At 63.3% G+C, this 20123-nt stretch carries 17 protein-coding genes and 2 pseudogenes; 8 read left to right on the plus strand and 11 right to left on the minus strand.

What is annotated here, in order from left to right; all coding sequences use genetic code 11:
* Positions 1-6 precede the first annotated feature (6 nt).
* The gene (locus tag ACSKB8_RS22345) at positions 7-837 is read right to left on the minus strand and encodes an ArsI/CadI family heavy metal resistance metalloenzyme (RefSeq protein WP_438106421.1); all 831 of its coding nucleotides are present in this window, start codon (positions 835-837) and stop codon (positions 7-9) included.
* 243 nt (positions 838-1080) lie between these two features.
* Between ACSKB8_RS22345 and ACSKB8_RS22350 the strand changes: the two genes are divergently transcribed.
* From ACSKB8_RS22350 to ACSKB8_RS22365, 4 genes are all read left to right on the plus strand, one after another.
* The gene (locus ACSKB8_RS22350) at positions 1081-1932 is read left to right on the plus strand and encodes a 3-hydroxybutyryl-CoA dehydrogenase (RefSeq protein WP_438106423.1); all 852 of its coding nucleotides are present in this window, start codon (positions 1081-1083) and stop codon (positions 1930-1932) included.
* 138 nt (positions 1933-2070) lie between these two features.
* The gene (locus ACSKB8_RS22355; protein ID WP_370987741.1) at positions 2071-2535 is read left to right on the plus strand and encodes a group III truncated hemoglobin; all 465 of its coding nucleotides are present in this window, start codon (positions 2071-2073) and stop codon (positions 2533-2535) included.
* 263 nt (positions 2536-2798) lie between these two features.
* Positions 2799-3452, plus strand: coding sequence for a ubiquinol-cytochrome c reductase iron-sulfur subunit (locus tag ACSKB8_RS22360; RefSeq protein ID WP_438106425.1), 654 nt, complete (start codon positions 2799-2801; stop codon positions 3450-3452).
* Between the two features lie 113 nt (positions 3453-3565).
* On the plus strand, positions 3566-5293 hold the full coding sequence (locus ACSKB8_RS22365; RefSeq protein ID WP_370987743.1) for a methanol/ethanol family PQQ-dependent dehydrogenase: 1728 nt from the start codon (positions 3566-3568) through the stop codon (positions 5291-5293).
* 228 nt (positions 5294-5521) lie between these two features.
* Here the strand turns inward: ACSKB8_RS22365 and ACSKB8_RS22370 are convergent, their stop codons facing one another.
* The 7 genes and pseudogenes from ACSKB8_RS22370 to xoxF5 form a co-directional block, all read right to left on the minus strand.
* Complete coding sequence (locus ACSKB8_RS22370) at positions 5522-5779, minus strand: hypothetical protein (RefSeq protein ID WP_438106427.1); 258 nt, start codon at positions 5777-5779, stop codon at positions 5522-5524.
* 54 nt (positions 5780-5833) lie between these two features.
* Positions 5834-8145 (minus strand): annotated as a pseudogene (locus ACSKB8_RS22375) (molybdopterin cofactor-binding domain-containing protein).
* 1 nt (position 8146) lies between these two features.
* Positions 8147-8599, minus strand: a complete 453-nt coding sequence (locus tag ACSKB8_RS22380; protein WP_091896387.1) for a (2Fe-2S)-binding protein — start codon at positions 8597-8599, stop codon at positions 8147-8149.
* A 631-nt stretch (positions 8600-9230) separates the two neighbouring features.
* Entirely contained in the window at positions 9231-9794 is a 564-nt protein-coding gene (gene gfa, locus ACSKB8_RS22385; RefSeq protein WP_438106429.1) for an S-(hydroxymethyl)glutathione synthase, read from the minus strand.
* Positions 9795-9826: 32 nt separating this feature from the next.
* Positions 9827-10936 carry an S-(hydroxymethyl)glutathione dehydrogenase/class III alcohol dehydrogenase gene (locus tag ACSKB8_RS22390; RefSeq protein ID WP_128945313.1) on the minus strand — a complete coding sequence of 370 codons (1110 nt, stop codon included), beginning with the start codon at positions 10934-10936 and terminating at the stop codon, positions 9827-9829.
* Positions 10937-10996: 60 nt separating this feature from the next.
* Positions 10997-11488: a c-type cytochrome, methanol metabolism-related gene (locus tag ACSKB8_RS22395; RefSeq protein WP_091896454.1), complete on the minus strand. Its 492-nt coding sequence runs from the start codon at positions 11486-11488 to the stop codon at positions 10997-10999.
* Positions 11489-11599: 111 nt separating this feature from the next.
* Positions 11600-13406: pseudogene (xoxF5, locus tag ACSKB8_RS22400) on the minus strand (lanthanide-dependent methanol dehydrogenase XoxF5).
* A gap of 514 nt (positions 13407-13920) precedes the next feature.
* On the opposite strand from xoxF5, the gene ACSKB8_RS22405 reads away from it, so the two are divergent.
* A complete protein-coding gene (locus tag ACSKB8_RS22405) occupies positions 13921-14889 on the plus strand; it encodes a helix-turn-helix domain-containing protein (protein WP_091896399.1) in 969 nt (322 codons plus the stop codon).
* A gap of 630 nt (positions 14890-15519) precedes the next feature.
* On the opposite strand, the gene ACSKB8_RS22410 is transcribed toward ACSKB8_RS22405, so the two are convergent.
* From ACSKB8_RS22410 to ACSKB8_RS22420, 3 genes are read right to left on the minus strand one after another with little or no spacing between them, the layout of a single operon-like run.
* Positions 15520-16449 (minus strand): ABC transporter substrate-binding protein, encoded by a 930-nt coding sequence (locus ACSKB8_RS22410; RefSeq protein WP_438106431.1) that lies wholly within the window; start codon positions 16447-16449, stop codon positions 15520-15522.
* Positions 16446-16802, minus strand: a complete 357-nt coding sequence (locus ACSKB8_RS22415) for a c-type cytochrome (protein ID WP_438110630.1) — start codon at positions 16800-16802, stop codon at positions 16446-16448. Before ACSKB8_RS22415 ends, ACSKB8_RS22410 begins: the two co-directional genes overlap by 4 nt.
* A gap of 11 nt (positions 16803-16813) precedes the next feature.
* A complete protein-coding gene (locus ACSKB8_RS22420) occupies positions 16814-18478 on the minus strand; it encodes a methanol/ethanol family PQQ-dependent dehydrogenase (protein WP_438106433.1) in 1665 nt (554 codons plus the stop codon).
* A gap of 336 nt (positions 18479-18814) precedes the next feature.
* Here ACSKB8_RS22420 and ACSKB8_RS22425 point away from each other — a divergent pair, with 336 nt between their 5' ends.
* The 3 genes from ACSKB8_RS22425 (at position 18815) to pqqA (ending at position 19996) form a co-directional block, all read left to right on the plus strand.
* Positions 18815-19207, plus strand: a complete 393-nt coding sequence (locus tag ACSKB8_RS22425; protein WP_091896411.1) for a calcium-binding protein — start codon at positions 18815-18817, stop codon at positions 19205-19207.
* A 96-nt stretch (positions 19208-19303) separates the two neighbouring features.
* Positions 19304-19687: a hypothetical protein gene (locus ACSKB8_RS22430; RefSeq protein WP_438106435.1), complete on the plus strand. Its 384-nt coding sequence runs from the start codon at positions 19304-19306 to the stop codon at positions 19685-19687.
* Positions 19688-19915: 228 nt separating this feature from the next.
* Complete coding sequence (pqqA, locus tag ACSKB8_RS22435; protein ID WP_008562446.1) at positions 19916-19996, plus strand: pyrroloquinoline quinone precursor peptide PqqA; 81 nt, start codon at positions 19916-19918, stop codon at positions 19994-19996.
* Positions 19997-20123: the final 127 nt, after the last annotated feature.

A 20123-nucleotide genomic window follows, 5' to 3' on the forward strand; every position in this document is an offset into this window, starting at 1 on the left:
TCGTGCTCAGCAGCACGCCTGCGACGCTGTGGGCGCTGCCTGCGGCGCGCAGCAGGCCGATTGCTGCTCCTGCTTCTCGTGAGCGACGCGCGCCCGGTTCTCGCCGCTGCCGTCGCCGTAATCGGTGCTCTCGCCCGTGGTGTAGAAGGTTTCCCAGGCGATGCCGGCTGGATCATCAATCCAGGATTTCTCCGACTTGGCATAGCAGCAGGTGATCTGCCCTTGCTCGACCACGTTGCCGCCGGCCCGGCGCAGCCGCGCATAGACTTCCTGGAGTTCCTCGCCGGTCTCGACCTGGATGCCGAGATGGTCAAGGCCAGCCGCGCGGCCACGCGTCGAGATCGCAAAATTCACGCGGGGGTCTTCCAGCATCCATTTGGCATAGTCGGATTTCACGACCGAGGGCTCGCTGGCGAACAAGGCGGAGTAGAACCCGATCGAGTGGGAGAGATCCTCGACGGATACGTGAACGTGCAGGCGCTTCATGGTCGGTCCTTTCAGGCTGGCACTTTGCTGCGCTTTCGCGCGGGTTTCGAAGGCGTCGCCGGAGCGCACGACACGCCGCCGCAGCAGTTCTCGGTCAGGAAACCGACGAGCGCGTTCATGGTCTCGAACCGCGCCGCATAGATCATCGAGCGTCCCTCGCGCCGGACGGTCACGAGTTCGGGCCGTCCGCAGCCGGTCGAAATGGAAGGTCAGTGTGTTGGGGGCGAGATCCAGCGTTTCGGCGACCGCGCCGGCAGTCATGCCGTCGGGGCCGGCCTGCACCAGCAGGCGGAAGACCTCAAGACGGTTGTCCTGTGCAAGCGCGGCGAGCGCCGCGACGGCATCGTTCATTTCCATATTTCAACGATTATGGAAATAACGAGCGGCTGTCAATCGAGATTGTGGTGGGTCTAGCCCAATCTCGATTTGACGGTCGGTCGCCGCCGTTCAGCGCTTGGCGCTTTATTCCCGCCTCGGATGCTTTATGGAAGGGGCACGATCAGGTCGCACCCGCCCGGTGGGGGTGCTAGACCCTGGTGCAGGAACAACAGGGCTGGGCCGTCCTGGCCCCCCAAGAATGAAGGATGTGAGGCAATGATCCAAACCGTTGGCATCATCGGGGCAGGGACCATGGGGAACGGCATCGCGCAGGTCTGCGCGGCGGCCGGGCTTTCGGTCGTGATGGTCGACATTTCCGATGCTGCGGTGAACCGCGGACTTTCGACCGTCGGTGGCAGTCTCGAGCGGCTGGTCAAGAAGGAGAAGATGTCGGCTGCCGATCGCGAGGCGACGCTCAAGCGCATCACCGGCACGACCGACCGGTCGAAGCTGTCGGATTGCGACCTCGTCATCGAGGCGGCGACCGAAAACGAGGAGCTCAAGGTCAAGATCCTGAAGGATCTTTGCGCGACGCTGTCGCCGCGCACACTGGTGGCGACCAACACCTCCTCGATCTCGATCACCAAGCTCGCCGCGGCAACCGATCGTCCCGACCGGTTCATCGGCATGCACTTCTTCAACCCCGTGCCGGTAATGGCCCTGCTCGAGCTCATCCGCGGCCTGCAGACCTCCAACGACACCCACGCCAAGGCGCTGGATTTCGCCAAGCGCGTCGGCAAGGTGGCGATCACGGCCAAGAACAGCCCGGGCTTCGCCGTCAACCGCATCCTCTGTCCGATGATCAACGAGGCGATCTTCGCGCTCCAGGAAGGCATCGCGACGGCGGAAGAGATCGACGCCGGCATGAAGCTCGGCTGCAACCATCCGATCGGGCCGCTTGCGCTGGCCGATCTCGTCGGCCTCGACACCATGCTTTCGGTGATGGAGGTCTTTTACAAAGGCTTCAACGACCCCAAATACCGTGCAGCCCCCTTGCTCAAGGAAATGGTCGATGCCGGCCATCTCGGCCGCAAGACCGGGCAGGGCTTCTACATCTATAGCGCCTGAAGAAAGGCATCGGCGGCGGGCACTCAGCGTCCGCCGCCAGATTCCGCAATTTGCGCTGCGACAAAGACGCCGCGCGCAATTGGCCCGACAATGTCGAATGGGCGGATCGCGGGAACATCGGAACGGATAACGAAGGACATGTCGGATCGACTGAAGGCCGAGCGCGAGGCGGCGGCTGCGCGGCGGAACCTGCTCACCCAGGATGCGATCGAGCGCACCGGGATCACCGAGGAGATGATCGGGGAACTCGTCACCCGCTTCTACGGACGCGTGCGCGAGGACGCACTGCTCGGTCCGGTCTTTGCGATCGTCCTGAACTGGGATGAGCATCTCGTCAAGCTCAGGGATTTCTGGTCGTCGGTCGTCCTGATGAGCGGCTGCTATCATGGCTCGCCGATGCGGGCGCATTTGCCGCTGAGCCTGGTTGGCGATCATTTCGATCGCTGGCTCGACCTGTTCGAGCAGACTGCGCGCGAGGTCTGCCCGCCGGCGGCGGCCGCGCTCTTCATCGACAAGGCACGGCGCATCGCCGACAGTTTCGAAATGGCGTCGGCGACAGTCGCAGGCCGTATCGCGTCTCCGCGTCACGTGCTCCGGTCCTGACGACTGATCGGCCTGTCTGCAAAATACGCAGCTCCTTTGCTTCGCTTTTGCGTTGCGACTGAGATCGCGGTGCACCAATTCCAACAGCATCGGCCTGATCTGCAAAATCATCATGCCAATCGCGTGGCATGACGTTGAAATTGCGAAAACGCGCTTGAATGCGTTCACCCTCGCTCAATCAAAGCGAGCAAAGCCATATTGATGCACTGCGGCGCCAACTCTTCGCCTTGTTTTCGGCAGAGTTCCAGCGCCTGCTAGCGTGCATGTCGCGCTCATCGTTCACTCCCAATTCTGCATCCTCCGAGAATTCCACGGAACCCGAAGTCGACGCGGGCATCGAGCAGACGCGGCGAACGCTGCTGCTCGGCGCGCTTGCGAGCACCGCTTGCCTCGGCTGTTCGCCACCGGCGCGCGCGGGTGAAGATCCGCCCGGCTCCGACGAACGACCCCAAAAGGGTGACGTGCTGGTCTTCTCCGAAGGCGACAAGGAGGGGAAACTCATTACTGCGGCCGATGTGCCGGCCGGCGGGCCGCCGATCCATGCCTGGCCGAAGGATCCCAACACGTCAGTGGTGCGCAGCGCCTCGCGCCTCAACGAGATCCTGATCATCAAGCTCGATCCCGCCGAGCTCGACGAGAAGACCCGTGCGCGTGCCGTCGACGGCATCATCGCCTATTCGGCGATCTGCTCGCACGCGGGCTGTCCCGTCACCGCTTGGGTGAAGAGCGATGTCGGCGACCAGGAGGTGTTCAAGTGCATGTGCCACAATTCCGAATACGATCCCCGCGCCGGCGCGCAGGTCGTGTTCGGGCCAGCGCCGCGACGGCTTGCGGCGCTGCCGCTGGCACTCGCTGACGGTTCGCTCAGCGTCGCCGGCAATTTCATCGGAAAGGTAGGTGGCGCGCAGCCAGGATGACGGACGGTGCGGGCCGTGCCCGCGTCACGAGAGGCCGCATCCGCCGATGGGCGGACGGGACGAACGACAAGAATTCACAACAAGAATTCAAACGGATGAAAAGGGGAACGTCCATGTCCAGGAAGCAATGGTTACTGTCCGGCTTCGTCGCCTTCACGTGTCTTGCCTCGACCGCCGCCATATCAGGCCCGATCGAGAATTATTCTCCGGTCACCACGCAACGGCTGGAAAATCCGGAACCCGGCAACTGGATGCTCTACCGGCGCACGTATGACGGGCAAGGCTACAGTCCGCTCGACCAGATCAACGCCTCGAACGTGAAAAACCTCACGCCGGCTTGGACCTTCGCTACGGGCGTCGTCGAAGGCCACGAGGCGCCGCCGATCGTCAATAACGGCGTAATGTTCGTGGCGACCCCGATGGGGCAGGTGATCGCGCTGAACGCGAAGACCGGCGACGAATACTGGCGCTACAAGCGGCAGCTCCCCGACGATCTGTTCCAGCTGCATCCGACCAGCCGCGGCGTCGGCCTGTGGGAAGACAAGCTCTATCTCGCCACCACCGACGACCACGTCGTCGCGCTCGACGCCAAGACCGGCAAGGTGGTGTGGGACACCAAGGTGCAGGACTACAAGAAGGGCCAGTACATGACCCTGATGCCGCTGATCGTCGACGGCAAGGTCATTGTCGGCGGCTCCGGCGGCGAATTCGGCGTGCGCGGCTATGTCGCCGCCTACGATGCCAAGGACGGCAAGGAGTTGTGGCGGACCTTCACCATCCCCGGCGAAGGCGAGCCCGGTCACGACACCTGGCAGGGAGAGGACTGGAAGAACGGCGGCGGCTCGGCCTGGATGACGGGCAATTACGATAAGGAGACCAAGACGATCTACTGGGGTGTCGGCAACGCCGCGCCATGGCCCGGCGAAACCCATCCCGGCGACAATCTCTACACCTCCTCGGTGCTCGCGCTCGATCCCAATACCGGCAAGATCAAGACCCATCATCAGTACCACCAGAACGATTCCTGGGACTGGGATGAGGTCGATGCGCCGATGCTGATCGACCTGCAGCGCGACGGCCGCAACATCAAGAGCCTGGTCCATCCGGGACGCGACGCCATCTTCTGGGTGCTCGAGCGCACGCCGACCAAGATCAACTATGTCGCCGGCTGGCCGTTCGTCTCCACGGACGTCTGGAAAGGCATCGAACCGGAGAGCGGCAAGCCGATCGTCGATCCCGCGCACAAGCCGGTGATCGGCAAGCGCGTGGAGTTTTGCCCCTCACTCTGGGGCGGCAAGGATTGGCCGTCGGCGGCCTACAGCCAGAGGACTGGCCTCGTCTACGTGCCCGCCAACGAGAATTTCTGCGGTGGGTTCACCGGCGAGAAAGTCGCGCTGAAGCCTGGCGAACTCTGGCTCGGCACCAAGCCGGAGGATATCGGTCTCAAGGCGAAGCCCGGCGCGGATCATTTCGGCGAGCTCCAGGCCTGGGATCCCGCAACGGGCAAGAAGGTCTGGCAGCACAATTTCCCGAAGTCGCAACTGTTCGGATCGGTGACGGCGACCGCAGGCGATCTCGTCTTCGTCGGCGGCACCAACGACCGCAACTTCCGCGCCTTCAACGCCAAGACCGGCGAATTGTTGTGGGAGCAGAAGACCAACTCCGGCATCATGGGCATGCCGGTGTCCTATGAGATCGACGGCACGCAGTACGTCGCGATCCAGTCGGGATGGGGTGTGGACGCACAGCGCATCCAGGATGCACTTGCGACCAACAACATTGGCATCGAAGCCAACGTCCCGCAGGGCGGCGTCATCTGGGTGTTCGCGCTGAAGAAATAGCTCCGCAGGCGGATCGAAAGAGGCGGAGCAGCCGGGGGCTGGCGAATGCGGCGGACGGTAACGTCCGTCGCATTCTTGCTAAAGTGATGACGCCCTTGCTGCGCAATCTCGTCATGCCCGGGCTTGTCCCGGGCATCCACGTTCTTCGTGTTGAGACAAAGGTCGTGGATGGCCGGGACCAGCCCGGCCATGACGGCGTGGCAACATCAGTGCACCAAACTCGGAGCGCTACTTGCCCTGGCGCTCGACCTTGTCCTTTTCCTTCTGGTTCATATCCCGAACCTTCGGATCAGGGTTGCGTTGCCCGGTGGTCTGGCTGGTCGAGGCGGGCGGGGCGTTGGCGTTGGGCAGGGAGTTCTGGTCCGGCGCTGTGGGGCGCGTCGCCGTGGTCGGCGGGGCGGTGTTGCTCTGGGCGAACGCGCTGGCGGTCGTCAAAAGAAAGGCGCCCGACAGCGAGACTGCGAGCGCCTTTAAGATGTCGGTCATCGATCCGCTCCTGTCAGATCGATCGAAACGGCCCGAGGCCGCTTGTGTTCCGACTCACGCTTCCAATTGCTTGCCGATCGGAAGCGAGCGGATGCGTTTTCCCGTCGCCGCGAAGATCGCATTGATCAGCGCCGGCGCGAACGGCGGAACGCCGGGCTCGCCGACGCCGCTCGGCGGCGTGTCTGATGCGGGCGGCACGATGTAGACGTTGGTCACCACAGGAGATTCATCGATCCTGACGACCTGGAAGTCGTCAAAATTCTTCTGCTGGACCTTGCCGTCCTTGAAGGTGATCTCGCCATATTTGGCGATGCTGAGCCCCATGATCGCCGCGCCCTCGATCTGCGAGGCAATGCGCTCGGGGTTGACATAGGTGCCGCAATCGATCGCCGTGTCGACCCTTGGCACGGTCAGCTTGCCCTTGTCGTCGACCGCGACCTCGACGATGGTCGCGATGTAGCTGACGAAGCTGCGGTGCACGGCGATGCCGAGGCCGTGGCCCTTCGGGACCTGACGGCCCCATTCGCCCTTTCGGCGACCAGCTCGACCACCTTGCGCAGACGCGCGGTGTCGATCGGGTAGCTGTCCTGGGGCTCGCCGTAGTTCCAGAGGTCCTTCACCGCAGGCTTGACGATCCGCGGGCTGCCGATCAGCGCGAGCAGGGTCTCCTTCTGGTCGCGGCCGGTCGCCTGCGCGATCTCGCCGACCATCGATTGCACCGCGAAGGCACGCGGGATGTTCGAGACCGACCGGAACCAGCCGATGCGGGTATGTGCGGCCGCCTCCGGATTTTCGCAGGAGATGTTGGCGATCTCGAACGGCATGTCGACGAGTCCCATGCCGATCTCGAACGGCGCCTGGTGCACGGTGCCGGCGGCAAACGTCGAGGCGATGCTGGGCGCCACGCTGCGGTGACGCCAGGCGATCACCTTGCCGCTCTTGTCGAGGCCGGCCTCGATCCGTTCGACCGAGACGGTGTGTAGGAAGCCGTTATGGATGTCGTCCTCGCGCGTCCACTGCACCTTGACCGGCGCGCCGAGCTCCTTGGAGAGCAGCGCGGCTTCGAGCGCGAAGTCGCATTTCGATTTGCGTCCGAACCCGCCGCCGAGCAGTGTGACGTTGACGGTGACGTTGCCTTCGGGAATGCCGAGCGTCTTGGCGACGTCCTCGCGGGTGCCGCCGGGGCTCTGCACCGGCGCCCAGATCTCCGCCTTGTCCCCCTTGACGTCGGCGACCGCCACCGGCGGCTCCATGCTGACATGGGCGAGATGCGGGATGTAGTACTCGCCGACAATGACCTTGTCGGCGCTCTTCAAGGCCGCGTCCGCATCGCCCTCCTGACGCAGGACGAGGCCGGGCTTGCGCGAGGCCTCCTCGAGCTCCTTGCGGTAGGCGACGGAGTCGTATTTGCCGTTGGGGCCGTCGTCCCACACGAGCTTAAGCGCGTCGCGGCCCTTGATCGCAGCACCAGTGTTGCGCGCGATCACGGCGACGCCGCCGAGCGGCTGGAATTTCGACGGCCATGGCCAGCCGCGCACTTGCATCACCTTCTCGACGCCGTCGATCTTCAGCGCCGCGTCCGGATCGAACGAGACCAGCTTGCCGCCGGTCACCGGCGGCCGCGCGATCACGGCATATTTCATGCCGGGCAGTCGCACGTCGGCGCCGTAGCGCGCCTTGCCGGTGGTGATGTCGTGGAGATCGACGATGCCGATCTGGCCCTTGGTGAGATAGCGGAAGTCCTTGGGGTTCTTCAGCTTGAGGCCTTCGATAGCAGGCACCGATTCCTCGGCGGCATCGGCGGCGAGCTCGCCGAAGCCGAGCTTGCGTCCGCTGGAGCCGTGGACGATATCGTGATTGACCGCCTTGACCTCGGTCGCCGGCACGCCCCAGCGCTTGGCCGCGGCCTGCTCGAGCATGGTGCGGGCCGAGGCGCCGATCTGGCGCATCGGCATCAGATAGTGCCGCGTGCTGCGCGAGCCGTCGGTGTCCTGGTTGCCGAACTTGACCTCGTCGCCATGGGCCTGCTGCACCTTGACCCTGGACCAGTCGGCTTCCATCTCCTCGGCCACGATCAGCGGCAGGCTGGTGCGCACGCCGGTGCCCATTTCCGAACGATGCCCGACGATGGTGACGATGCCGTCCGGGGCGACCGAAACGAACACCCGCGGATCGATCACGACGCCGTGCGGCATCTTTCCCGCGCCTGTTTCATAGGCGAATGCCTGGCGCGACATCACGGGTGCTGCAAGCACGAAGCCGCCGGTGACGCCGAGCCCCTTCAGGATGCTCCGGCGCGAGACTTTCTCGACCCTGATGTGCTTTTCGAAGCCGCGAAGCTTGCGGGGATTGTCGATGAAATTCATGTCACACTCCAGTCGATGCGAGATGGACGGCGTTCTCGATGCGCTGGTAGCAGCCGCAGCGGCAGATGTTGCCGGACATCGCCTCGCGAATCTGGTCGTGCGAGGGCTTTGGGTTGTCCATCAAGAGTGCTGCGCCCTGCATGATCTGGCCGGCCTGGCAGAAGCCGCATTGGGGCACGTTGAGCTCGCGCCAGGCCTTCTGCACCGGGTGATCGCCGGTAGGGTGCAGTCCCTCAATCGTCGTGACCTCGCGTCCGGCAACGTCGTTCACCGACGTGATGCAGGCGCGCACGGCCTGCTTGTCGACGATGACGGTGCAGGCGCCGCACAGGGCCTGGCCGCAACCGAATTTGGTGCCGGTCAGTCCGGCCTCGTCACGCAGGAACCAGAGTAGCGGGAGATCCGGGTCGCCGTCCCAGCTCTGTTCCTGGCCGTTGATCTTCACCTTGATCATGATCGTCCCTCGCTCTTCATAAGCCTGTTCAATTCAAAACTAACGACGCCGACCGGGCGTATGCCGGTTGCGTCGTGTCGCCGCATTCCGGCCGCATTATCCCGCGCGGGCAGATCCCGGCGGGCGGCAGGAATACAAATCGCAATGTCCGGATGTGCTCGATACCTCCCGTTTTGTTCTTAATTGTTTGCATTTCGCGCGGCATCGTGACGGCGCGACCGTAGCAGAGATCGCGCCGGACCGGCGTTCACAGCCGAGTGTTCTCACCCGGAAAGATTGCATCGATGGTTTGTCAAAAGCAGGGCGCGGCTTGATGCCGCGCTGCTTATGAGACGGGCGCAACCAAAAAAGCTTCGTCCGCCAGGAAGAGACTGCGCGGACGAAGCAGGATGCCTCAGTCGAGGGAGGGAGAACGCAGCACCGCGAACTTCAAGCCGGAAGCCGGCGGCCCTGCGCAGTCATTCAGAGACCAGGACTGAGGAGCTGATGGCCCTCACATACGCGTGGTGCAGAAGCGCGGCATCGCCGCGACGGTCCCGGACAGGGACCGATTCGGTTCGCTGGCGGTGGTCGGCACCAGCGAACCGATAGGGCTTGAGAGGGCTCGGCGGCCCTCGCTCGGGCGGCCTTCTTAGGCGGCCTTGGATTTCGCCACGTGGGTCGCGATCGCGTCCATCAGCGCCGGCGACAGGCAGTCATAGGGCTCCAGCCCGATCTCCTTCAGTCGCGCACGGATGCCCGCCATTTGCTCCGGCTTCACGCCCGATTCGATCACAGAGGAGACGAAGGCGGCGAATTGCGGCGCCTGCGAGCCCTGCTCCTGGAACAGCTCGGGATGGATGAAGTCGAGGCCGTAGAACGGATGGCCCTTGTTCTCGATGCGGCCGTACATGTGCGTGCCGCAGGCCTTGCAGGCGTAGCGCTGGATCACCGCGGCGGGATCGACGATCTGGAGCTTGTCGCCGTTCTCGAGCACGGTGACGTTCTGGCGCGGCACCACGGCGACGACCGAGAAGGTCGCGCCCGGCGGCTTCCAGCACTTGGTGCAGCCGCAGGCGTGGTTGTGCGCGACGTCGCCCTTGATGCCGACCTTCACCGGATGGTCCTTGCATTTGCAGACCAGCGTGCCGCCGGCGAAGCTGCCGCTGCCTTGTTTGATGCCGTTGTCGATCGATGGATGGAGTGCAACAGTCATGGGTCGATCCTCCTGGGTGTGATGGCAGTGAGCTAGAACACGACGACGGAACGGATGGATTTGCCCTCGTGCATGAGGTCAAAACCCTTGTTGATCTCTTCGAGCTTGAGCGTGTGGGTGATCATCGGATCGATCTGGATCTTTCCGTTCATGTACCAGTCGACGATCTTCGGCACGTCGGTGCGGCCGCGCGCGCCGCCGAACGCGGTGCCACGCCAATTGCGTCCCGTAACGAGCTGGAACGGCCGCGTGGCAATCTCCTTGCCGGCTTCGGCGACGCCGATGATGATCGAGGTGCCCCAGCCGCGATGGCAGGCTTCCAGTGCCTGGCGCATCACCGTCGTGTTGCCGGTGCAGTCGAAGGTGTAATCGGCGCCACCGTCGGTGAGGCCGACGAGGTGCTGGACGACGTCGCCGGTGACCTTCTTCGGGTTGACGAAGTGAGTCATGCCGAAGCGGCGGCCCCAATCTTCCTTGGAATCGTTGATGTCGACACCGACGATCTTGTCGGCGCCGGCCATCTTGGCGCCCTGGATCACGTTGAGGCCGATACCGCCGAGGCCGAACACGACGACGTTAGAGCCCGGCTCGACCTTCGCAGTGTTGACGACGGCGCCGACGCCGGTGGTCACGCCGCAGCCGATGTAGCAGCTCTTGTCGAACGGCGCGTCCTCGCGGATCTTGGCGACAGCGATCTCCGGCAGCACGGTGAAGTTCGAGAAGGTCGAGCAGCCCATGTAATGGTAGATCGGCTTGCCTTTGTAGGAGAAGCGGCTGGTGCCGTCGGGCATCACGCCCTTGCCCTGCGTCGCGCGGATCGCGGTGCAGAGATTGGTCTTCTGGCTGAGGCAGCTTTTGCACTGCCGGCATTCCGGCGTGTAGAGCGGAATGACGTGGTCGCCCGGTTTCACCGAGGTCACGCCGGGACCGATCTCGCGGATGATGCCGGCGCCCTCATGGCCCAGGATCGACGGGAAGATTCCTTCGCTGTCGAAGCCGTCGAGCGTATAGGCGTCGGTATGGCAGATGCCCGTGGCCTTGATCTCGACCAGGACTTCGCCGGCCTTCGGTCCTTCCAGGTCGACCTCGACGATCTCGAGCGGCTTCTTGGCTTCGAAAGCAACGGCTGCACGTGTCTTCATCGTAAACTCCTCAAATCTTCGTAGGACGCCAGGACGTTGTCGCGGCGATCCTGGCAACGTTCATTTCTTGCCCATGCAGGCGTCTTCCGCCTTGGTGTAGGCTTCTGTCTTCTCCTCCTTTTTGGAGGGACGCTGCCGGCCCCACGCGTCGGTGGAGCGGGCGCGCAGATAGACATAGAGATCGTCCATGTAGCAGGCGACGTTCGGGTTGTCGCCGAAGGCCGGCATGACGTTCTCCTGCGCGGTCGAGATGTTCTTGCGACCGGAGGCGATCACGCCGATAAAGTCGCCATAGCTCATCGATTTGACGGAATCCTTCAGCGCCGGTGCGTAGGTCGATCCCATGCCGTCGGGGCCATGGCACACATGGCAGTCTGAGTGATAGCGGCGGTATCCGGAATAGGTGAACCAGTCCACGGTGCCGTCGGCCGAAATCTTGTAGGTCGGGTTTCCTTCCTTATCGAGCCACTTCCCGTCGTCTTCCTTCTTCACCGCGGTCGGGTCTCCCGGACCGTCCGCGACCGCAACTCCTCCGGACGCAACGAAGATTATCACAGCAATGGCAGAGCAGATTTTACGCAAGAGATTTTCCTCGAAGGCGTTCGGTGGAGACGAGCCGGCGCGTGGAGTCGATCCACGCGCCGGAGCGATGCTGAGCGGGGCCTAGTTCGGCAGCGAGAACACGGTCAGCGTACCGCCGAGCGCCGTGTAGTTGCTGAGGGCCGCGTAGCCACCGACGGCGCCGAGACCGGCGGTCGGATCGGGTCAGACCTGCTGCCAGACCGATGCCGGCCCAGCCACCCACGCCGGAGAGCACGGCAACGTACTGCTTGCCATTGTTCTCATAGGTGGTGACGTTGCCGATGATGCCGGAGGGAGTCTTGAACTTGTAGAGCTCCTTGCCGGACTTGGCATCGACTGCCTTCAGGTAGCCTTCGAGCGTGCCGTAGAACACCACGCCGCCGGCGGTTGCGAGCGCACCCGACCAGACCGAGAACTGCTCCTTGTTCGACCAGACGATCTTGCCGGTCTTGCCGTCCCAGGCGATGAAGTTGCCCATGTGGCTTTCACCCTGCGGCGGATACATCGAGAGCGTCGCACCCACATAGGGCTGGCCCGCGGTGTAGCTCACCTTGAACGGTTCGTAGTCCATGCAGACGTGGTTGGTCGGAACGTAGAACAGCTGCGTGTCGGGCGAGTAGGCTGCCGGCTGCTCGTCCTTGGTGCCGAGCGCGGCCGGGCAGATGCCCTTCACGTTGACGTCCTCGCCCGCCTTGTCGGTCGAAGCTGCGTCAAGCACCTTCGGACGGCCGTAGGTCGGCGAGCTCTTGTTCATGTCGACGCCGGAGGTCCAGTTCACCTTCGGATCGTACTTTTCGGCGACCAGGAGTTCGCCGTTCTCACGGTCCAGGGTGTAGCCGAGGCCGTTGCGGTCGAAATGGGTCAGGAGCTTGCGAGGCTGCCCATTGATCTGCTGATCCGTGAGGATCATCTCGTTGACGCCGTCATAGTCCCACTCGTCATGGGGCGTCATCTGGTAGACCCACTTGGCCATGCCGGTGTCCGCGTCGCGCGCGAAAATGGTCATCGACCATTTGTTATCACCGGGACGTTGCTTCGGATTCCAGGTCGAGGGGTTGCCCGACCCGTAATAGACCATGTTCAGAGCGGGATCGTAGGAGATCCAGCCCCAGGTGCAGCCGCCGCCGATCTTCCACTGATCGCCCTGCCAGGTCTTCAAGCTGGAGTCAGCTCCGACCGGCTTGCCGAGCGACGTCGTCTTGGCCGGATCGAGCTTGATCTGATCATCCGGACCTTCGGAATAGGCGCGCCAGACCTGCTTGCCGCTCTTGAGGTCGTAAGCGGTGACGTGGCACTGCACGCCGAATTCGCCGCCGGAGATGCCGACCAGGACCTTGTCCTTGACGACCAGCGCGGCCGACGTACCGGTCTCGCCCTTCGCAGGATTGCCGTTGGTCGCCGACCAGGCCACTTGGCCGGTCTTGGCGTCGAGCGCGACGAGGTTGGTGTCGGCCTGATGCAGGATGATCTTGCCGTCGCCGTAAGACAGGCCGCGGTTGACCGTGTCGCAGCACATCACCGGGATGACGTTCGGATCCTGCTTCGGCTCGTACTTCCAGATGATCTTGTTCTCGTTGGAAAGGTCAATAGCATAGACCTTGTTCGGGAACGGCGTGTGGACGTACATCACGTTGCCGATGATCAGCGGGCCGCCTTCGTGCCCACGCAGCACGCCGGTCGAGAAGGTCCAGGCGACCTGGAGCTTGCCGACGTTCTGTGCATTGATCTGGTTCAGCTTGGAATAGCGGGTATTGGCATAGTCGCCCGCCGGCATCACCCAGTCTTTCGGGTTCTGCGACATCTTGATCAGCTCGTCATTAGCTGAGGCGCTGCCGACGGCGAGAGCCGCCGCGGAGCCAAGATAGGTCGCCAGTAGCACCTTGCGCATAGTTAATTCCTCCGTTGGTCGTTTATTGTTTCCGAAGCATTGCTTAATCACCGGGCTTCTCGTCCGGCGTCTGCTCGTGCAGGGCGGTCACGATCGAGACCAGAAACGATGCTGTGCTGTTTCCTCCTCCTGATGAGAGCCACGGGTCCGTGTGTGCAGGAGCGGCCCGTTCTTGTTGTTCCTGCCGCAATCCCTAACGACTTCGTCAACGGGAAACTTGCCCAAGAGAGAAGCCGGTTTGCTCGACAGCGCACGGGCGCGAAGATTTTGATTTTGCAGTAGCGAATTCAGCGGTTTCCGCGCCGGCTTGCGCGGCCGTCCGCGCCCATGTTCCCCTTGACGGCGGTGCAACTAAGGCGGAGGATTAAGTTTCAAGGGTGGCAATGGAACGGAGGCGCAAGTTCCAAAAGATCGCCTAAGTTTGAGGTAAACGTCACGCAATCACGGCTGAGGGCTCCAGCAGCGCTGGTCGCGATTCGCGTCGAATCTCCGGATCAAACCAGTGGCTGGATCAATGTCCGACACAATTCACACGCTCTCGACGACCGGGCTGACGCCGAAGCGGCAGATCCAGAGCTGGATCGATGGTCTGACGAGCCTGTGCGGCTACTTCGACGTCGATCCGCTGGAGGCCTCCTCGCTCGAAGGTCGCATCGACTACACCACCGTTTCGCGCCTGAAGCTCTGCCAGATCGAGGTCAGCCAGCACCGCATCGCGCACACGATGGCGCGCGCCAAGGCAAACGAACATCCCTACATCAAGATTCACTTCCAGACCTACGGCGTGTCCTATTTCGAACAAGAGGGCCGCCACATCGAACTCAACCCTGGTGACATCATCGCCTATGACGTCTCCTGCCCGCATTCGATCATCAGCCCCGCCTTCACCCGCCACGACGTGGTGATCGTGCCGAAGGCGCTGCTGCGCGACCGCGGCTTCCCCTCGCAGCGGATGCCGGCGTGCAAATTGTCGGCGAAGACCGGGACGGGGCGGATCGCCCATGATTTCGTCCACGCCACCTTCGACGAGGCGGCGAAGCTGTCGGCGAACAGCGCGGTCGGCGTGGCCGATTCGCTGATCGACCTCTTGCTGCTGCCGCTGCGCGAGGCCGACACGATGTTCGACCGTGTCGGACCGGAAGCGATGTATGTGCGCGCGCAGTTCTTCATCCGCGAGCATCTGCGCGATCCGGATCTGTGCATCGATCAGATCTCGACCGAGCTCGGCTGCTCCAAACGCTATCTGCACATGCTGTTCTCGGAGCGCGGCACGACGGTGAGCGACTACATCTGGCAGGCGCGCCTGCAGAACTGCCGCCAGGAGCTCGAGGCCCACGCCGGCAAGACCATCACCGACGTCGCGTTCTCCTGGGGCTTCTCCAGCTCATCGCATTTCAGCCGCGTATTCCGGAAATATTTCGGCGTGGTGCCGTCCTCGATCCACAAGGCGCAGCAGGGCACCGCGAGCTCGAACGAGCATTAGAGCATGATCCGGAAAAGTGTGCAGCGGTTTTCCGAAAAGATCATGCTCAAACAATAACCTCAAGCGCGACAACGACTCGTCCTAATCCCATCTCGCTTTAGGCTCGTCGCGCTGCGGCCGGTCACCGACAATGTTGTGCCGGCCGCGTAGCGTCGGCCGCGACGCCTGTCACGCCGACATGGCGATATAGGGAAGGCTGGCCAGGAGAGCGGCAAGCAAGCGCGACCGCGCCTTCTCCTGGTTCAAGCCGGCTCGAGGCCGAGCGACTTCGCGCTCTCGATCCAGACCGGCAATTCGCGCTGATACAGCGCATTGGTTTCCTTGGTACTGCATCAAGCCGTCACTGCCATGGCCGACAGGCGAGACAGATTGGCGCATTGGAGGGAGGTTGTCCTGTTCGGCTCATCCGGGCGGCCGCGCTTTCCGCACGTCGGGAGCCTCCTAAGCCAGCGAGCCGATTTTGACGCGCATTCGCCGCACGCTCGCTGTCATGCCCCGCGAAGGCGGGGCATCCAGTACGCTGCGGCCTTTCGGTTCAATCGCAACCGCCTCTGGGATACTGGATCGCCCGCCTTCGCGGGCGATGACAATGGAGCGCGTGGCGGCGCCATCGCTCTTCGCGACCAACTCTCACCGCTGAATGATCTTCATCCAGACGTCGCCGAGGATCGCAGGCTCGCGCGGCGGCAGATAGGTGAGGCCGGCCTGCTTGCCGAATTCGGCGATCTTGCCTTCGGCGGCAAGCTGGCCAAGCGCCGTGTTGACGGCCTCGATCAGCGCGGGATCGCTGGCAAGCCCGACATAGCCGCGATTGGCGCCGATCGGATAGTAGTAGCCGGACGCGGTGATCGCCGTATCGGGGTGCGCGGCGCGATGGGCGTCGAAGCGCGCAAGATCGACCAACGTCGCGTCATGGTCGCCGCGTTGGAGCGCGCCGAGGAGGTCGTCGCGGCCGGGCACGAGATGGGTGATGTTGTCGATCAGGCGGCCCTTGTCGAAGGTCATCAGGATGGCATCGCCGAGCGAGCCGCTTTCGATGACGAGGCGAAGGCCGGCGAGATCGCCAATGTCGCCGATCTTGCGGCCCTTCGCCTTCGGCCCGAGCACCACCGTCATCGGCGAATAGACGTAGGGCTGGCTCGGCGTGAGCACGCCGAGCGCGACGCGGCGCCGCCGGTCCTCGCGCGTGGCGCCAGCGAAATCCGGCAGGCGCGCCGTCTTCATGCCGGGCTTGACGAGAGAATCCGTCGTCAGCGCGTAGCCGCCGACCAGCGCGCAGCGTCCGTCCGAGAGCAGCGCATTGGCCTCGAGCTGTGGGCTGGAATCCTCATCGAGCTTGCTCTCGAACCACTGGATCGTCAGGGGCCGTCGCAGGCGCTCGGCGACCGCCTGCGCCAGCAGCACGTCGAAGCCCGCATCCGGCTTGCCCTTTTGATGCACCGAGAGCGGCGGCCGGCCTTCATCAAGACAGATCCTCAGCGGGTCATCCGCCGCGCGTGCAACCGTAGGCGCCGCCGCGAGGATCGCGGCAACGCTCCACGCGGCGAGCCAACGCCTCATGGCTTCCTCCGGCTGGAGATGAAGGCCCAGAGGTCCCCGATCTGGTCGTCGTTGAGGATGTCGCCCCAGGGCGGCATCTTGTTGTTCTTGCCGTTCTTCACCGTGGTGACGAAGCGCGTCTTGTCGTCAGGGATCGCGCGCAGGTCCGGCGTGATGGTGCCGGAGTTCATCAGGTTGGGGCCGTGGCAGTGCGAGCACTTTTCGGCATAGGTCGATTTGCCGTGGTCGATCTGTGCCTGCAGAGGATTGCCGGTTGCGTCGTCCGCGGCACGAACGGTCGCCACAAACGCGACCGCCAGCACCGCGACGGCGGCGAAGATCGCCGCCGTCTTGTGAGATATCTCCTTCAGCATCGTGCCTGTGGTCACTGCTTGACTGCAAAGACCCACAGCGAGCCGCCGGGCGGCACATTGGCCAGTCGTTCGTCACCGGAGAACAGCGAGTAGACGCCGCCATAGCCGCTCGTCACTGCGACATATCGCACGCCGTCCTGCTGCCAGGTGACCGGCTGTCCCTCGATGCCGGAGCCGGTCTGGAACTGCCAGAGCTTCTTGCCGCTGTCGGCATCGAAGGCCTCGAACTCGCCGGTCAGCGCGCCCGTGAACACGACGCCGCCTGCGGTCGACAGCACGCCGGAGAAGCGCGGGATGTCGACGGGGGCCTCCCACTTCGCCTTGCCAGTCAGGGGATCGATCGCCTTGAGATGGCCGCGCGGGCCGTCTCCGTACTCCCAGAGGTCGGTCAGGTCCATGCCGAGATACCATTCGCCCTGCTTGAAGGTGACGGGCTCGGTCTTGTACCTGCCGCCGAAGGCGAGCGTGTTGGCATAGGCCAATCCGGTCTGCGGATTGAACGACATCGGCTCCCAGTTCTTGCCGCCGAGGATCGACGGATAGACGGTGACCTTCTTGCCTTCGCGCGCGTCCTTCGAAACGTCGGTCTCGATCGGACGTCCGGTCTTCATGTCGATGCCGGTCGCCCAGTTGACCTTCACGTATGGGTTGGCCGCGAGCAGCTTGCCGTTGGTGCGGTCGAGCACGTAGAAGAAGCCGTTGCGGTTGGCGTCCATCAGCACCTTGGTCGGCTTGCCCTCGACGTTCATGTCGGCGAGCACCATCTCGGCCACGCTGTCATAGTCGAACGGATTGTTCGGCGAGAACTGGTAGTGCCACTTGATCTTGCCGGTCTTGGGATCCATTGCCAGCACGGAGCAGGTGTAGAGATTGTCGCCGGGTCGCACTGCTGAGTTGAACGGGCCGGGATTGCCGATGCCCCAATAGACCGTGTTCAGCTCGGGATCGTAGGACCCGGTGATCCAGGTCGAGCCGCCGCCGAGCTTCCACGTATCGCCCTTCCAGGTGTCGCCGCCGGGCTCGTCCGGTGAGGGGATCGAGTGGGTGCGCCAGAGATGCTTGCCGGTCGCCGGATCCCAGCCGTCGATGAAGCCGCGCGTGCCGAACTCGGCGCCGGAGATGCCGGTGATGACGACGCCGTCGGCGACCAGCGGGGCCACCGTCATCGAATAGCCTTCCTTGATGTCGGCGGCCTTCTGCCGCCACAGCTCCTTGCCGGTCTTGGCATCCAGCGCGATCACATTCGCATCCAGCGTGGTGCGGTATACCTTGCCGTCGTAGAGCGCGGCGCCGCGATCGATGATGCCGCAGCAGACGATGCGCGGCGTCTCGGCGGGATACTCGACCTTGGTTTTCCAGATCTGCTTGCCGGTCTTGGCGTCCACCGCCATGGTCGCATTGTGCGAGGTCACGTAGATCACGCCCTGGTACACCAGCGGCTGCGATTCCTCGCTGCGATCGTCGTTGAAAGAGTAGTTCCAGACCGGGACGAGGTTCTTGACGGTGTCCTTGTTGATCTGGTTCAGCGTCGAGAAACGCTGGAGATTGTAGCCCATCCCGTAATTGAGAACGTTCGATGTATCGGTCGCGCCCTTGACCAGTTGCTCGCTGGTCTGTGCGCTTGCACACGTCGATGCAAGCATGACGAGGCTCGCGGCCATCGCAAAGCGTTTCATCCGTTCCTCCCAATATGCGCGTCTTTTGACGCTGCGGGAACAACACTCCGCCCGAATGCAAAACGCGTCAATACGAAAGTCGCGAGTGCGACGCCAACATGTTGAATGCCGGAGGGCCAGTCACCTGACGGAAACCTGACAGCCCGCTCTCACTTGTGCGCAGATGCTGGAGAAATTCCGCGACGCGAAGCGGTCCGACGGAGGCGACTAGGCTGACGCCGCGGGGTTCCGTAAGTCTGGCGCGCGCAGGTTGTAATTTTCGACTTGAACCGGGGCTTGATTGTGGACTTATGTCAGTCTCGTGCTCGCTCAAATCGAGGTTGGCAGGAGGTTTCAATGAGGTCACGTCGCTCAATTACGCTTGCGCTCACGGTTGCATTGCTGTCCGGTCCGGCCCTTGCGGCATCCGGCAATGCGGTCAAGATGTTCGACACCGACAATGACGGCACGCTCGATCTCGCCGAGGTGAAGAAGGCGGCCAGCGCATTGTTCGCCAAGCTCGACCCCGATCATGACGGCACGCTCGATGCACGCGAGTTGCGCGGGCGGTTGTCGGCGAAAGAGCTCGCCGCCGCCGATCCCGATCGTGACGGGACTCTTACGCTCGACGAATACCTGTCCGTGGTGGAGAAGCGCTTCAATGCGGCCAATCCGGACAAGGATGGCACGCTCGATGCAAAAGAGCTGAACTCGCGGGCCGGCCGCGCGCTGCTGCGGCTGCTGCGCTGAGCGCGTACCCCTGGAACGGACGTGGCGGCGGCGGCATTGCGATTAATTCCGCCCCGACACTCGGAACATCGGGCTGCCGGGCCTGTTCTCCCCGAAATGGCCTGCCTGGCGCGTTGGGGCTGCGCGGCGGGAGGAGAGGAGATCATGCAGATGAACACCAAACGATCCGTTCTTGCTGCCTGCGCGATCCTGACGTTGAGCGCCGGTGTCGCCGTCGCGGGCCCCTGCAAAACCGGCAGTGCAGCCACTGACAAGGATGCCGGGTCTGGCCCGGTCACCGTGGGCTCGGCGCAATCCCATCCATCGAGTTCGGCGAGCGACACCAGTCAGCATCCGCCGACCAGCACGATGAATCGTGCGAGCGGCGAAACGCCGGCTTCATCCGAGGATGCGCAGCGGCAGATGCAGAGTGAACCGACGGCTGCTCAGCAGGCCGAAGGCGCCAAGCCGAATCCGGCAATGGCCGACAAGGACTGCTGACGACGTGGCGCTGGTCGTGTCGATTCGAGGCGCGGTGTGTCGCGCAAGGTGATGTCCTCCAGGTCTGTGCTTGACCAAGAGGGAACTGGCTTTGCCTGAGAGAGAAATGCGGCCGCGAAGAATCGACACAGACGCGTTCGGCATTCGAATTGGCGCTTGAACTATAGGGGACCGAGCCCTAGGTTTTGCCCCGCGCGATATCGCGCTCAATACCTTGGGAGACCCCGAATGGCTTGGAAAGCTCCGAAGATCGTGGAAGTGCCGGTCGGCATGGAAATCAACATGTACGCCTGCGCTTCGCGCAAGTAAGACTGACGACCTGCCGCGGCTTCGATGGCAAACGCCGTCGAAGCCGTGGCAGTGTCGGGCCGCCATTCTCGCGGCTTTCTGCTTATTCAGCGCAATTCAATGCGCTCCTCCTCTTCATGAGAGTTCA

The sequence above is a fragment of the Bradyrhizobium sp. BR 1432 genome, assembly GCF_051547705.1.
GTDB classification, from domain to species: Bacteria; Pseudomonadota; Alphaproteobacteria; order Rhizobiales; family Xanthobacteraceae; genus Bradyrhizobium; species Bradyrhizobium zhanjiangense.

What these genes read in the sequence shown, in the direction of transcription:
- ACSKB8_RS22345 (WP_438106421.1), bottom strand. Translation starts at nt 837, where the DNA reads ATGAACGATGCCGTCGCGGCGCTCGCCGCGCTTGCACAGGACAACCGT.
- ACSKB8_RS22350 (WP_438106423.1), top strand. Translation starts at nt 1,081, where the DNA reads ATGATCCAAACCGTTGGCATCATCGGGGCAGGGACCATGGGGAACGGC.
- ACSKB8_RS22355 (WP_370987741.1), top strand. Translation starts at nt 2,071, where the DNA reads ATGTCGGATCGACTGAAGGCCGAGCGCGAGGCGGCGGCTGCGCGGCGG.
- ACSKB8_RS22360 (WP_438106425.1), top strand. Translation starts at nt 2,799, where the DNA reads ATGTCGCGCTCATCGTTCACTCCCAATTCTGCATCCTCCGAGAATTCC.
- ACSKB8_RS22365 (WP_370987743.1), top strand. Translation starts at nt 3,566, where the DNA reads ATGTCCAGGAAGCAATGGTTACTGTCCGGCTTCGTCGCCTTCACGTGT.
- ACSKB8_RS22370 (WP_438106427.1), bottom strand. Translation starts at nt 5,779, where the DNA reads ATGACCGACATCTTAAAGGCGCTCGCAGTCTCGCTGTCGGGCGCCTTT.
- ACSKB8_RS22380 (WP_091896387.1), bottom strand. Translation starts at nt 8,599, where the DNA reads ATGATCAAGGTGAAGATCAACGGCCAGGAACAGAGCTGGGACGGCGAC.
- gfa (WP_438106429.1), bottom strand. Translation starts at nt 9,794, where the DNA reads ATGACTGTTGCACTCCATCCATCGATCGACAACGGCATCAAACAAGGC.
- ACSKB8_RS22390 (WP_128945313.1), bottom strand. Translation starts at nt 10,936, where the DNA reads ATGAAGACACGTGCAGCCGTTGCTTTCGAAGCCAAGAAGCCGCTCGAG.
- ACSKB8_RS22405 (WP_091896399.1), top strand. Translation starts at nt 13,921, where the DNA reads ATGTCCGACACAATTCACACGCTCTCGACGACCGGGCTGACGCCGAAG.
- ACSKB8_RS22410 (WP_438106431.1), bottom strand. Translation starts at nt 16,449, where the DNA reads ATGAGGCGTTGGCTCGCCGCGTGGAGCGTTGCCGCGATCCTCGCGGCG.
- ACSKB8_RS22415 (WP_438110630.1), bottom strand. Translation starts at nt 16,802, where the DNA reads ATGCTGAAGGAGATATCTCACAAGACGGCGGCGATCTTCGCCGCCGTC.
- ACSKB8_RS22420 (WP_438106433.1), bottom strand. Translation starts at nt 18,478, where the DNA reads ATGAAACGCTTTGCGATGGCCGCGAGCCTCGTCATGCTTGCATCGACG.
- ACSKB8_RS22425 (WP_091896411.1), top strand. Translation starts at nt 18,815, where the DNA reads ATGAGGTCACGTCGCTCAATTACGCTTGCGCTCACGGTTGCATTGCTG.
- ACSKB8_RS22430 (WP_438106435.1), top strand. Translation starts at nt 19,304, where the DNA reads ATGGCCTGCCTGGCGCGTTGGGGCTGCGCGGCGGGAGGAGAGGAGATC.
- pqqA (WP_008562446.1), top strand. Translation starts at nt 19,916, where the DNA reads ATGGCTTGGAAAGCTCCGAAGATCGTGGAAGTGCCGGTCGGCATGGAA.